Here is a 13,569-nt window from a genome sequence, read left to right on the forward strand (position 1 = left end):
CTCTTGATCTTTCACTTGTCGCTTGCAGAAGTCTGGTTGGAGCTGACGGCCGGTCCGGCAGTGCCAGGCACGGCGGGCGGCATCCGCCGCGCAAAGGCAAGGAGCACACCGACGGCGGCAAGCGTGAAGGTGAGGGCAGAACCGCCGTAGGAGATGAACGGCAGCGGCACACCGATGACGGGAAGAACGCCCGTGACCATGCCGATGTTCACAAAGGCCTGGCCGATCAGCCACACGAGGATGGAGCCCATGAGGATGCGCACGAAGGGGTCGGTGTAACGCCGTGCCACCCGGAGGGTTGCCACCGCGAGGATTCCGAAAAGCGCGATCACTACGAGGGTACCGATCAACCCGAATTCTTCACCGATGATGGCGAAGATGAAGTCATTGTGCGCTTCCGGGATCCAGTTCCACTTCTGCCGGCTCTGGCCGATTCCCACTCCCCACCAGCCCCCGGACGCCAGTGCGAAAAGCCCCTGGTTCGTTTGAAAACAGGGATCCGTCGCGCTTTCGCAGTTCAGTCTGAGCCAGGCCTGGATGCGGGTACTTCGTGTGCTGTTGAGGAGGATGGCGCCGAAAGCGCCGGCAATTCCGAGGAGGCCGACCAGCGTAAACAGCTTCATTGGTGCGCCGGCAAAAAACAGCGCAGCTGCCATGATCATTCCGAGGATGATCGCTGTACCGAGGTCACCGCCCAGCATCACGAGCAGGAGGATGACTCCTCCGAGCGGTGCTACAGGTATGAGCGCGTGCTTCCAGTCACGGATCAGGCCGCGCTTGCGTTCCAGGACCGTGGCGCACCACAACGCGAGTGCGAGCTTTGCGGGTTCTGAAGGCTGAAGAGACTGGTTGCCGATCCGGATCCAGTTCTGGTTTCCGTTGATGTTCTCGCCAATGAGCAGCACCAGTACCAGCAGGACAATAGCGACGCCGAGCCCCGGCCACGCAAGGAACTTGAAAACCCGCGGCCCCAATCTGGACAGGACGAGCATCAGCACCACGCCGAGCACCGCATACATGCTCTGTTTGAAGAAGAAGTCAAAGACGATCGCGCCCTCATCAGTTGGCTCGACCGTGGATGCTGCATTGGCAATCGATTCAACAGACGACGCCGAGAGCACCATCATGAGCCCGATGGCCGTCAGCGCCAGCGTGGCGCCGAGAATCATGTAATAGCTGGAGCCGCTGGTCTGCCGGTCCGAACCCTCGAGAAAGCGCCACATGCGTCCGAAGGCACCAAGAACGCCCTTGCGCTCCGGGCGCGCCGCAATGGCATCCGCCGCAGGATTGCCAGAAGCGTTGACCCGGGACGAGCCCCTGCTGCCGGAGTGTTGCCGCGCCGCCGGCCTCCGGCGCGGATGCCGGGTGGGCGTGCTGACCATTACAACTCCTTAGCGGTGAATCCCTGCCCCTCCACAATCCCGCGAACCGCCTCGATGAATGCGGTGCCACGGTGAGCGTAGGAAGGGAACTGGTCCATCGACGCTGCTGCCGGCGCCATGAGAACAGTGTCGCCGTCAACGGCGATACGCAGCGCTTCGGTGACAGCGGCGCGCATTGCCTGAACGCCGTCTGAACTCGAGTGCTGGGACGGCAGCTCGTCTCTACCAGTGTGACCCGCGGCTGGAACTATCACGGGAACATCGGGCGCGTGTCGGCTGAGAGCAGCGGCTAGGTCAGAACTGTCGCGGCCGATAAGGACAGCCGCCTTGAAGCGGGCTGCGTTATCCCTGACCAGGCTGTTGTAGTCGACGCCCTTGGAAAGCCCACCCGCAATCCAGACGACACTGGAGAAGGAGGACAGGGCTGCGTGTGCCGCGTGCGGATTGGTTGCCTTGGAATCGTTGATCCAGAGCACGCCGTCCCGTGCCGCAACAAGCTCGATTCGATGCCCGGACGGCTGGTAGTTACGGATGCCTTCACGCACAGCGGCCGCCGGGACGCCCGCTGCCCGCACCAGGGCCGCCGCTGCCAGGGCGTTGGCAACGAGGTGGCGGGGAACCACTTCCCCGAGGTCCGTCACCGAGGCCAGTTCCGCCGCTGAATCCTTCCGCTGTTCGATATACGCACGATCCACCAGCAGACCGTCTACAACCCCGAGCATGCTGATGGCAGGGGTATTGGTGGTGAAGCCGATCGCCCGGCAGCCTTCCTGGACATCAGCATCCTCCACCATCCGCTCGGTGGCTTCGTCTTCGGCGTTGTACACACAGGCCACGCGGGTGTTCTCGTAGATCATTGCCTTGGCCGCCCGGTAGGCTTCGAATCCTCCGTGCCAGTCCACGTGATCTTCGGCCAGATTCAGGCAGACACTGGCGAGCGGCGCGAGGCTCGAACTCCAGTGCAGCTGGAAACTTGAGAGTTCGACGGCGATCACATCGTAGCCCTGCGGGTCCCGGATGGCGTCGAGCAGCGGCGTGCCGACGTTCCCCGCGGCGATGGCGCGAAGGCCTCCGGCGCGGAGCATCGATTCCGCCAAGGTGACAGTGGTTGTCTTGCCATTGGTTCCGGTGATGGTCAACCACTCAGCGGTGGACCTGCCCCGGCGCACTCGTACGCGCCATGCGAGTTCGACATCACCCCATACCGGGATTCCGGCAGCGGCGGCCGCAGCGAGCAGGGGCTGATCAGGACGCCAACCGGGAGAGGTCACCACCAGTTCAGGCGCTTCGCCGTCCACCTGTGGGAGCGTAGCAGCGGCCTCGGCCCCGAGCAGGACGTCCACTGCCCCGACGATGCGAAGGGTGTCCGCCTTCGCCCTGTTCTCTTCGGAATCCGAGGAGTCGCACACCACAACCCGTGCACCGAGTTCGATCAGCGTGTCAGCGGCAGAGAAACCGGACAGGCCGATCCCCGTTACCACGACGCGTAGCCCTGCCCAGTCAGCGTCCCACGACGTCAGGCTTTCAAGGCGGTCAGAGCTCTCCTGGGCACCTGTACCACTCACAGAAGTACAACCCATTCAGCGTAGAAGATACCGAGCGCGACAGCGACGAACAGTCCGGCAAGGATCCAGAACCGCACAACCACCGTGACTTCCTGCCACCCCTTGAGCTCGAAGTGATGCTGGAGCGGCGCCATTTTGAAGACCCGCTTGCCTCCGGACAGTTTGAAGAAGCCTACCTGGATGATCACGGACAGCGTGATCATGACGAACAGCCCCGCCATGATGACCAGGAGAAGCTGGGTGCGGGAGAGAATAGCGAATCCCGCAATTGCTCCGCCGATCGCGAGCGATCCGGTGTCTCCCATGAAAATTTTGGCCGGTGAGGTGTTCCACCAGAGGAATCCCACCAGAGCTCCGCACATCGCACCGGCGATCAGCGCCAGGTCCAGGGGGTCGCGGACCTCGTAACAGATGTTGGTTGGAACCTCCGGCGATGCGCACCTCTGGTTGAACTGCCAGATGCCCATCAGCATGTAAGCGCCGAAGACAAAGACTGATGCACCGGTGGCCAGTCCGTCCAGGCCGTCCGCCAGGTTCACGCCGTTCGTTGCGGCGGTAATGATGAGAATGGACCACAGAACGAAGAGGATGGCGCCGATAATCGAACCGGCGAATGCCAGGTCGACTGCTGTATCCCTGACGAAGGAGATAGCAGTCGACGCCGGCGTACGTCCATTCTCATCCGGGAAGTTCAGGGCCAGCACGGCAAACAAAACACCCACCAGGGTTTGCCCTATGATCTTCGCCGGTGCGCTGAGTCCCAGGCTTCGCTGCTTTGAAATCTTGATGTAGTCGTCGAAGAAGCCGACGACTCCCATGCCTACGGTGACCATCAGCAGCAGGAGACCGGACACGGTCGGCCCGTCGGAGCCACCCGCCGCCATCATGATCAGGTGTGTGGCGAAGTAAGCGAGAACAACCGATCCGACGATGACGGCACCGCCCATGGTGGGCGTCCCGCGCTTTGTATGGTGGGCCGTTGGGCCGTCGTCGCGAATGAACTGGCCGTAGCTCTTTCGGACGAGGAGCCTGATGAAAAGTGGTGTGCCGACAAGTGCAAGAAGCAATGCGGAGGCGGAGGCAATCAACAGCGCAATCACAGCGAGGGCCCCCCTTGGTTCATTGGACCGGGTCCATTCAATTCAGCCTGTGATCCCGGGGCTGCTTCTGGCACCGCCGACGAGTTGTCTGACGCCAATGCTAGCCGATCACCCAGATGGCGGAGACCGGCACCATTCGAGGATTTCACGAGGACAAGGTCACCCGGCTGCAGTTCCCGATCGAGGATTTCCTCGGCCTGGGAGACATCTTGAACGAAGACCGCTTCGTCTCCCCATGATCCTTCCAGTACTGCTCCGGTGTGGAGTGCTTTGGCCCCGGACCCGACAACCAGCAGCTTGGAGATATTGAGCCGGACAACCACCCTGCCAAGTGCATCGTGGGCAGTGATGGAGTCCTCGCCCAGCTCGAGCATCTCACCGAGTACTGCCCAGGTGCGACGGCCGCGCCCCAGCTCGGCGAGCGTCGCAAGCGCCGCACGCATCGACTCCGGGTTGGCGTTGTAGGCGTCATTGATCACCGTCACGCCGTCCGGCCTGTCGGTACGCTCCATCCGCCAGCGGCTGACCGCCCGGGCGGTGCACAGTCCGGCAGCGATTCGATCCCCCGGAATCCCGAGGAGGTGGGCAGCGGAAGCGGCCGCGAGGAGGTTGGCGACATGATGCCGTCCGATCAGCAGCGGCCGAACCTCGTGACGACCACCGTCCGGGAGGTGCAGGGTGAAACACGGATTACCTTCGACGGAGAGCGTTACATCCGCAGCACGGACGACACTGCTGCCCGGCTCGTCAAAGGTGGAGTCCTCGGTAAAGAGGACGGTCTGTGCCTGGGTCTGATCAGCCATCGCCAGTACCCGCCGGTCATCACCATTAAGGATGGCCACACCGTTTGAACCAAGGGACCGCGGCAGCTCCCCCTTGGCCTTGGCAATCATGTCGACGCCGCCGAACTCACCCGCGTGCGCGGATCCGACGCACAGGACTATTCCGATGTCCGGCTGCACCATGGAGGCAAGGTACTCGATGTGCCCGACGCCCGTGGCGCCCATCTCAATGACCAGGTAGCGGGTGCCGTACTCGGCGGAGAAAACCGTCAGCGGAACCCCAATCTCACCGTTGTACGAGCCGATGGGGGAAACGGTGGGCCCCTCCTGGCGGAGAAGCTGCGCAAGTACGTCCTTCGTGGTGGTTTTGCCCGCTGAACCCGTGATGCCGATGACCGTCAGTGGTGAGTGCGCACGGAGGCGGCGCACCACCTCTCCGGCGAGCCGGCCCATTGCCTCCACGGCATCGGGCACCACCACAGCGGGGAAGTCAGTGCCGGCGTCGTCCATTACCGGCCGCTCGACAAGGGCCAGGACCGCACCGTTCGCGAAGGCACTGGAGACGAAGTGATGGCCGTCTGTGGACTCACCCGGCTTTGCGATGAAGAGACCACCCGGGCGGCTTTCCCGAGAGTCGGTGGTGGCTGAATGGACAACCAAAGAAGGAGCCCCTTGAGCCGACAGGGAGAGCGTTCCGCCTGTGACTGCCGCGATGTCGGCTGCGCTGAATTCAATCATGACGATCTAGGACTCTATCCTGTTGCCGGAAAGCGCAGAGAATCCGTGCCGTGTCAATGCGGCCGCCAGCTCAACCCGGTCATCGAGTGGAAGATTCACGCCCTTGACCTCCTGCCACACCTCATGGCCACGCCCGGCGACAAGGACCACATCGCCTTGCCGGGCAAGAGCCACCGCTCGATCAATAGCCGCAGCACGCGGGAACACCTCAATGATTTCGCACGACAGGTTCTCGCCGTCCCGTGCAACGCGAGCACCCTCAAGCACGTCCGCACGGATGCCGGCCGCGTCCTCATCATGGGGATCGTCATCCGTGATGATCACGACGTCGGCCCGCCTGGCTGCCGTGGCGCCCATGATCGGGCGCTTCGAGACGTCCCTCTGCCCGGTAGCGCCGAAAACCACGATCACACGGGAGCCGGCGTCCGGCACGCGCACCGAGTCGAGCGTAAGCTCCAACGCGTCGGGATTGTGTGCGAAGTCAACAATGGCAGCCGGACGCTCAGCAATCAGCTGCATGCGGCCGGGTACCTGGGTGGTGAACGGATCGTGCGCGTCCGCAGCCCGCTGGAGCGTATCCGCCTCAACGCCCGAAGCCAGAACCATCACCGCAGCCAGAGCGGCGTTGGCTACGTTGAAGGTGCCGGGGAGGCCGCAGCGAAGCCGCAACTGCTGTCTCTGCGGACCAATGAGTGTGAAGGTATGTCCGAGGCCGGTGCGCTGTATCTCCGAGACGTTCCAATCCGCCTCCGACGCACCGGTCACTGACACCGTAAGCGTCTCGACGCCGGCTTGGTCCGCGATGCGGCGCCCCCAGGGATCGTCGATCAGGACGACGGCGCGGCGGGTCCGGTTCGGCCGGAACAGGGCAGCCTTCGCGGCGAAGTACTCTTCCATGCTTCCGTGGAGATCCAGATGGTCCTGGGTCAGATTGGTGAAGCCCGCAACGTCAAAGTGCACTCCGTCGACACGACGGTACTCAACGGCATGCGAGGAAACCTCCATGGCAGCAGCTTCGATACCCCGCTCCCTCATCAGCGCCAGGATGCCGTGCACCTGCGGAGATTCGGGCGTAGTGAGGATGGACGGGATAACCGTTTCCCCTACCCGGATCTCGATGGTTCCGATCAGTCCGGTACTCCTGCCGAGCGCCGACTCCAGTGCAGTCAGGAAGTAGGTCGTGGTGGTCTTCCCATTGGTGCCGGTCACCCCATAGAGCACGGGACGGCTGCCGGCCGGCTGGCTATTGAAAACGACGGCGGCAAGTGGTCCGACGTAATCCCGCACCGGTGCTGCCCGGTACAGCGGAATCCTCGAGCCGCTCAGCGCCGGCTCGGCGACAGCCACTCCCTGGTCATCCGTGAGCACTGCCGTGGCTCCGGCCGCAACGGCTTGACCGGTGAAGTCAGCCCCATGGCGACCCGTGCCCGGCAGTGCAATGTAGAGGTCGCCGGCACGAACTTCCCGGGAATCAATGGTGACGCCCGTGATCGAAGCGGGCGCACCGCCGTCGTGGGGTCCGGTTACGAGCTGCACGCGGGCGAGCTCCGACGGGAGCTCGGCAAGCACCTCATCCATGGTGCGGGGGACGACGGCGTCCGGACGCATGAGCGCAGCGGACTCTTCATTTGTGGACACGTTGGGGCCTGCTTACGCGGTTCAGTACTTGACCGGGTAAGTCTCGGGCTTACCGGTCGAGGGTGGGATGTTGTTCGAGTTCAGAACATACTTCATGACCTTTTGGAAGGACTCCCCCGGAACCAGATAGTACAGGTCACCCTGAGGCCGCTGAAGGGTGACGACGACAATGTACTGCGGGTCCTCCATCGGGGCCATTCCGGCGTAGGAGAGAGTGTAGCCGTCATAGCCGCCCTGTGGACTGGGCGCTTCAGCGGTACCCGTCTTGGATCCCACCCGGTACTGCTCGAGTGCTCCAGAAGCTCCGGACCCTTCCACCGTGACGGTTTCCAGCATGGTGTGAAGCTGATCCGCCGTCTCTTGGGACACCACCCTTGTACCCTCTGCCTGCGGAACGACGTGCTCGGTGCCGTCTGCATCGATGTAGGCGTCGATGAGGCGGGGCTGCAGTCGGACGCCGTCGTTGGCGACGGCCTGGTACACCATGGCGGTGTGCAATGCGGTCTGCGCGAGTCCCTGACCGAAGAGGACGGTGTACTGCTGGCGTTCATCCCACGAGTCCGGCGTCGGGAGAATCCCTGCCGTCTCGCCGTTGAGCCCCACATTGAGCGGTTCGCCGATGCCGAACTTTCGCAGCCAGTCATAGCGCTGCTGCTTGCTCAGCTGCTCACCGATCATGACCGTTCCGGTGTTCATGGACTTGGCGAAAATACCGGCCGCTGTGCGCTTTTCCGTCCCGTGCTCGAACGCGTCCTTGAAGGTCTGCCCGTCCACGGTATAGGTGGGCGGTGTTTCGAACCTGCTGGTCGGTTCGATGATCCCCTCCTCCAGCGCGGCAGCCATGGTGATCAGCTTGGTGGTTGAACCCGGCTCAAAGGAGGCGGTGACTGACAGCGGCTTCCAAAACTCAGGAGCAGTCGCCGCATAGTCGTTGGGGTCGGGCGTGGTTGACTCTGCCATCGCTTTGATGGCACCGGTTTTGGCCTCCACAACAACAATATTGCCCCATTCGGCGTTGTAGTCCTCGACCTGCGCGGCAATGGTCTGCTGTGCGAAGTACTGGAGGTCCTGATCGATGGTCAGCCGCACCGATTGGCCATCCTGTGCGGGCACGTCCTCGTTGGTCGCGTATGGAATGCGTATACCGTCGCCGCCGATCTCGAAGGTGCGGCTGCCCGGTGTCCCCGTCAGCTGTTCCTCCTGGGTGAGTTCGATTCCACTCAGGGCGCGTCCGTCACCGCTCATGAACCCTAGAATCGAGCCCGCTACTGCTCCCGATGGGTACGTGCGCAGTGTCGTGGGGTCGGCGTAGACTCCCGGCATCCCGACAGCAAGCACCTGGTTCCTGATGTCGGGCGTCACCGAACGCGCAACGAAGGCAAACTTGGCGTCTCCGAGGATGGAGGACTTGAGCGTGGCGACGTCCTCTCCAAGGATTGTTGAGAGCTCCTCGAACCCCTGCTCCATGGGGATGTCCTCAACCCGCTTACCGGTCTCCCGGTTGTACCGGTCGAAGGTTTCACCGCCGCTGAGCGTCTGGTCAACCACAATATCGAAGCGCTGCACCGTGTGCGCCAGCTCGTTGCCCTCGTCATCAAGGATGCTGCCACGCAGTGCCGGCACCTGCTGGGTAACCAGTCGCTTGTTCAGGCCGACCTGCGCCATTCCGTCGGGGTCGAGGCCCTGGACCTGGAAAAGGCGAACCCCAAGGACCAGCAGCAGAATCAGGACAAAGGCCAGTCCGACCCTGAGCCTAGCGGCTCCGAGCGCGACCCGTAATGTTTCATGTTGGGGGTTGTCGGCTGGTGCCACCGTGATTCCTCGCTGCGTTGGTGTACTGCGGTCTCTTACTGTCCGGGCTTAGTCTGCGCCGGTGCGGGGATTGTCCCGTCGTCGACGGTCGCTTCCGGTGCGGCGGCCGCGTCCGGTACGGCGGGTTCCGCTGGTGCGGACGGTTCCGCCGGCTCATTCGCAGGCGTCGGCGCGGCGGCCTGGCTCGGCACGTTCACGGCAGGTGCCGGCACGAGAACTGGCGGTGCATCCGACTCCTTGGCTGGCTCCGGGCTTCCGGTGACTGCCAACGAATTTACATCAATGGTCCCAAAATTCGGGGAGGCCACCATGTCGAGTTCGTGCGCCGCTGATGCGAGGTTCTGCGGTGCGCGGAGGTTCTCCAGCTGCTGCGTCAGCGCCTGGTTCCGCTCGGCAAGTGCAACCTCTTCACCGCGCAGCGAGACCAGTTTGTACTGGCTGCTCGAGACGGAGATGTTCAGCATGAGCACCACCACCAGGGCTGCGATCAGCGCGGCCATGGAGAACACAGCGAATGGGACCCGGCCACGCGTGGGTGCGGCCGGGACCACCGAGAGTGGGGTCCGGCGTCGTTCCCGTCCCGGCTGCACCGCGGGACTGGACACTGCCGGGTGCTGCAGCGCGCGGGCGGTGTTTCCGGCTACTGCGCCGGCCGCTGCATGAGCGCTGTGACGCACAGACGGCCTTTGCTGCACTGATTGGCTCATCTCGCGTTCCTGTCTGTTGTGTTGGATCTGGTGCGTTCCACTGCCCTGAGCTTTGCCGATGCGGCGCGCGGGTTGTCAGCGATCTCCTGGTCGGTAGGAGCCTCCGTGCCCTTGGTCAATGTCTTGAGGTAAGGCTTGTGTTCCTCGAGCTCCACCGGGAATCCGACGGGTGCGGACGATCGCGTTCCCGCGGAGAACGCGGCTTTCACGATCTTGTCCTCAAGGGAGTGGTAGGACATCACAACCACTCTTCCCAACACGTCCGTCGATTCGAGTGCGGCAGGAATAGCACGCGTCAGCACGGTGAGCTCTTCGTTGACCTCGATACGCAGAGCCTGGAAGGTCCGCTTCGCCGGATGACCTCCGGTCCTTGCCGCTCCCGCGGGAACCACGGAGCGGATTGCCTCGACCAGCTCGCCCGTCGTGGTGAACGGCTTTGCCTCCCGGGCCGAGACGATTCCGGACGCAATCCGTCCTGCGAACTTCTCCTCGCCCCAGGTACGGATGATGCGTCGCAGCTCTTCCTCGGAGTAGGTGTTGACGACATCCGCGGCGCTCTGCCCGGTGCTCGTGTCCATCCTCATGTCGAGGGGGGCGTCATAGGAGTAGGCGAATCCGCGGTCACGCTCGTCCAGTTGAAGGGACGAGACACCGAGATCGAAGAGCACACCGTGGACCCGTGCGATGCCGAGGTCTTCGAGGACCGAAGGGATTTCGTCGTACACCGCATGGACGAGGTCGGTGCGGTTCCGATACGGTGCCAACCGCTCTCCGGCAAGCCGCAAGGCCTGCCGGTCGCGGTCGATACCCACGAGGTGAAGTTCACTGAACCGCTGAAGCAGTGCCTCGGAGTGACCACCCATGCCGAGGGTCGCATCGACGACGACGGCCCCCTCACCGGCGGCCTCGATCGCGGGAGCGAGGAGATTGATGCACCGATCCAGCAGAACGGGAGTATGCCGCTCCTGAGTGGGACGCTCCTCCCCCATTCACCCGCTCCTTCCTGCTGTCCTGTTCAGGCTGAGCCTGCGTGAATCCGTTGCCTTGGTACTTCAATCAGATCCCCATCCGCTCCGGGCTTCCGCCTGCCTGGCTCCGGGGAAGGTGATCCAGGTAGTCGGCCGGCTGGGCGGCTGGAGGTCTCATCGAAGATCCTCGGTCAACTCGGTCTTGCTGTACTGCTCTGTGTCTCGCTTGTTCGCAGCTGTCAGATAATTCCCGGCAGTGCATCTTCGTCTGTTTCAGAGAAGGCGGTTTCCTTCTCTTCGAGGTAGTCATTCCAGGCGGTCGCATCCCAGATCTCCGCGCGGCTTCCCGCTCCGATCACTGCGAGCTCCCGGTCCAGCCCTGCGTAGGTCCGCAGCATTGGGGGGATGGTTACCCTGCCCTGCTTGTCCGGAACCTCATCCGAGGCACCCGACAGAAATACCCGAATGTAGTCCCTGGACTGACGCGATGAGATTGGCGCCTCACGCATCTGCTCATGGACCTTGACGAACTCCCGCTGGCTAAAAACGTAGATGCAGCGCTCCTGCCCCCGGGTCAGAACCAAACCCTCGCTCAGCTCGTCGCGGAACTTGGCCGGAAGGATCAACCGTCCCTTCTCGTCCAACCGCGGCGAGTGTGTTCCGAGGAACATTCGCCACCGCCCGTCCGTCATGAGAGCCAAGCGCTGCCACTACGCTCTTATAACCTCCACTTTACTCCACAATCCTCCACAGTCAATGTCCCTCCGAGCGTTTCTCGATTCGTTCGCCCGGGAAATCCGCGTAGCTGTGCGGTATCTGGCGTGTGGTGGAGAGTGGAGGGTAGTTGGGGGGCAACAGGGTCAGCGATTGATCAGTTCCGGGTCGAACCGCATTAAATGCCGCAGGACCAGCCTTTCGGCCGGCCCTGTGGGGGAAAGTGGAGGAAGTGGGTGGTTTAGGGTTGGTCCCGTTTACGCTCGTCCCACTTTTCTTCGAGACTGCTGAGGAAACTGCCACGCGGAGAGCTGGAGGCCTTTGCAGCTTTACCGGCACCAGGGGCCGCGCCGTCCACCTTCGACCTTGTGGTGGCGTAGTACACGCCGGCACCCATGATGAGGAAACCCGCCACTCCTACCGGGATGAACTGATTCCAGATGCCCAAAAGCAGGACCGCCAAGCCAGCGACGGTCACAAGCGATCCGAGCACGATGCGGCGCGTGGACATCGGGCGACCGGTGTTTGATGCCATGGAGTGGGCGAACTTGGGATCGTCGGCATGAAGCTGTTGTTCCAACTGGTCAAGCAGCCGCTGCTCGTGTTCCGAGAGTGCCATCACTGCCTCCTTGCTACTAATACCGAATCCCTCAAACCCAACAACGAGTTCAGCCGTGAACTGGTTCCCGGCTGCTGCCGCCGCGATGCGCTTCAGCATGCTGATCTGAGTGGGTCAACGCCTAATTGATCCCTACTGCTAAGGATAGTTTGCAATCACCCGAAGGGAAAGCCACAGTCACCCGCCGGCCGGCCCCTGCGCGCCGGTATCCCGGCGTTTTGGCTGCCCGTCGGCAGGGTGCCCGCCCCTCGCGCCGGACGGCGGTTTGAGCAGCCGCGCAGGCAAGACCATCGACGCACCGAATTTGCCGTTCACCTTGTCGAGTACCTGCTCTGCGAGGCGCCAATTGTCATCCTGGCGGTCGATCGTCAGCTGATGTGAAGTGCCCGCAGCGCCTTCGAGCCGCTCCGCCCGGATTCCGATGAGCCGAACGCTCAGCGGGCGCTCACCCAGCGATTCCAGGAGCTGACACGCTGCCGCATATAAGGCATGCGCGCTGTCGGCAGGTTCGGGGAGGCGCCGTGACCGGGTCAGGGTGGAGAAGTCAGCGTAGCGAACCTTCAGTGACACCCCTCCTGTCTGCAGCCCTGCGGAACGAAGGCGCGTGGCTGTGCGGTGCGACAGGCGAAGCAGTTCTGCCCGAAGGAGATCATCGTCATCGACATCGGATGCAAACGTTTCCTCGGCACCGATACTTTTCTCCTGCCTGCTGACGGTTACCGGACGGGGGTCCTGCCCCCAGGCAAGCCGGTGGACATGGGCACCGGTGGCGCCGAGAGTCCGCTGGAGGACCGACACGGGAGTGCGCGCGACGTCCTCCACGGTCCTGATCCCCAACCGTGCAAGAACCTCCTGGGTTTTGGCGCCGACACCCCAGAGCGCCGACACCGGAAGGGTGTGGAGATATTCCACGGTTCGCGCCGCTGGAATCAGCAGCAGCCCGTCCGGCTTCGCGCGGGTGGAAGCAATTTTCGCGACAAACTTTGTGGAGGCAATACCCACGCTCGCCGTTATTCCAAGTTCCCGGTGGATCATTGTTCGGATCAACTCGCCGATTGTCCTGGGTGAACCCAGTCGCCGGATCGACCCGGCGACGTCGAGGAAAGCCTCGTCGACGCTCAGCTGTTCCACCATAGGCGTGACTGAGCCGAAGATTTCCATGACGGACGCCGACACCTCGGCATAAAGGTGGTGGTGCGGTTCGAGGACGACGGCATGGGGGCAGAGCCGCAGGGCGTTGACCATGGGCATCGCGGAGCGCACCCCGAACCGCCGTGCTTCGTAGGAGGCCGACAGCACCACCGACCGACCTGACGGCGAGCCGGCGATAACAGCCTTGCCCTGCAGGTCTGGGCGGGAAAGCAACTCCACTGAGACATAGAAGGCGTCCATGTCCACATGGAGGATTGTGCAATCCGCGTCCTCGATTCCCGCGAGGTCGGAACGGACGGGCATGCGAACCATCCTACTGCTGCGCGCCCACGGAATCGGTGGGCGGGATGCACCTGAAGCAGCTTCGCCTGGGAGGGCAGCACCTAGACTGA

Annotated in this window: 11 protein-coding genes; all 11 read right to left on the reverse strand. The window is 63.0% G+C overall.

Annotated features, from left to right (window positions below):
- Nucleotides 1-11 precede the first annotated feature (11 nt).
- Nucleotides 12-1,382 (reverse strand): putative lipid II flippase FtsW, encoded by a 1,371-nt coding sequence (gene ftsW / locus ABFX19_RS11820; protein WP_277357822.1) that lies wholly within the window; start codon nt 1,380-1,382, stop codon nt 12-14.
- Complete coding sequence (murD, locus tag ABFX19_RS11825; protein WP_277357823.1) at nt 1,382-2,962, reverse strand: UDP-N-acetylmuramoyl-L-alanine--D-glutamate ligase; 1,581 nt, start codon at nt 2,960-2,962, stop codon at nt 1,382-1,384. The genes ftsW and murD overlap by 1 nt, the downstream gene beginning before the upstream one ends.
- The gene (mraY, locus tag ABFX19_RS11830; protein ID WP_056547130.1) at nt 2,944-4,047 is read right to left on the reverse strand and encodes a phospho-N-acetylmuramoyl-pentapeptide-transferase; all 1,104 of its coding nucleotides are present in this window, start codon (nt 4,045-4,047) and stop codon (nt 2,944-2,946) included. Before mraY ends, murD begins: the two co-directional genes overlap by 19 nt.
- Complete coding sequence (locus tag ABFX19_RS11835; RefSeq protein ID WP_277357824.1) at nt 4,044-5,567, reverse strand: UDP-N-acetylmuramoyl-tripeptide--D-alanyl-D-alanine ligase; 1,524 nt, start codon at nt 5,565-5,567, stop codon at nt 4,044-4,046. The genes mraY and ABFX19_RS11835 overlap by 4 nt, the downstream gene beginning before the upstream one ends.
- A gap of 6 nt (nt 5,568-5,573) precedes the next feature.
- Nucleotides 5,574-7,175, reverse strand: coding sequence for a UDP-N-acetylmuramoyl-L-alanyl-D-glutamate--2,6-diaminopimelate ligase (locus tag ABFX19_RS11840; RefSeq protein WP_346028425.1), 1,602 nt, complete (start codon nt 7,173-7,175; stop codon nt 5,574-5,576).
- A 51-nt stretch (nt 7,176-7,226) separates the two neighbouring features.
- Nucleotides 7,227-9,017, reverse strand: a complete 1,791-nt coding sequence (locus tag ABFX19_RS11845; RefSeq protein ID WP_277357825.1) for a peptidoglycan D,D-transpeptidase FtsI family protein — start codon at nt 9,015-9,017, stop codon at nt 7,227-7,229.
- A gap of 35 nt (nt 9,018-9,052) precedes the next feature.
- On the reverse strand, nt 9,053-9,724 hold the full coding sequence (ftsL, locus tag ABFX19_RS11850; RefSeq protein WP_346028372.1) for a cell division protein FtsL: 672 nt from the start codon (nt 9,722-9,724) through the stop codon (nt 9,053-9,055).
- A complete protein-coding gene (gene rsmH / locus ABFX19_RS11855; protein WP_346028373.1) occupies nt 9,721-10,713 on the reverse strand; it encodes a 16S rRNA (cytosine(1402)-N(4))-methyltransferase RsmH in 993 nt (330 codons plus the stop codon). Before rsmH ends, ftsL begins: the two co-directional genes overlap by 4 nt.
- Nucleotides 10,714-10,931: 218 nt before the next feature.
- Nucleotides 10,932-11,363 (reverse strand): division/cell wall cluster transcriptional repressor MraZ, encoded by a 432-nt coding sequence (gene mraZ, locus ABFX19_RS11860; protein ID WP_056547768.1) that lies wholly within the window; start codon nt 11,361-11,363, stop codon nt 10,932-10,934.
- Between the two features lie 284 nt (nt 11,364-11,647).
- Entirely contained in the window at nt 11,648-12,025 is a 378-nt protein-coding gene (locus tag ABFX19_RS11865; RefSeq protein WP_346028426.1) for a DUF3040 domain-containing protein, read from the reverse strand.
- Between the two features lie 177 nt (nt 12,026-12,202).
- A complete protein-coding gene (dinB, locus tag ABFX19_RS11870) occupies nt 12,203-13,480 on the reverse strand; it encodes a DNA polymerase IV (RefSeq protein WP_346028374.1) in 1,278 nt (425 codons plus the stop codon).
- Between the last annotated feature and the right edge of the window lie 89 nt (nt 13,481-13,569).

Source organism: Arthrobacter parietis (genome assembly GCF_039530425.1).
GTDB lineage: Bacteria > Actinomycetota > Actinomycetes > Actinomycetales > Micrococcaceae > Arthrobacter_D > Arthrobacter_D parietis.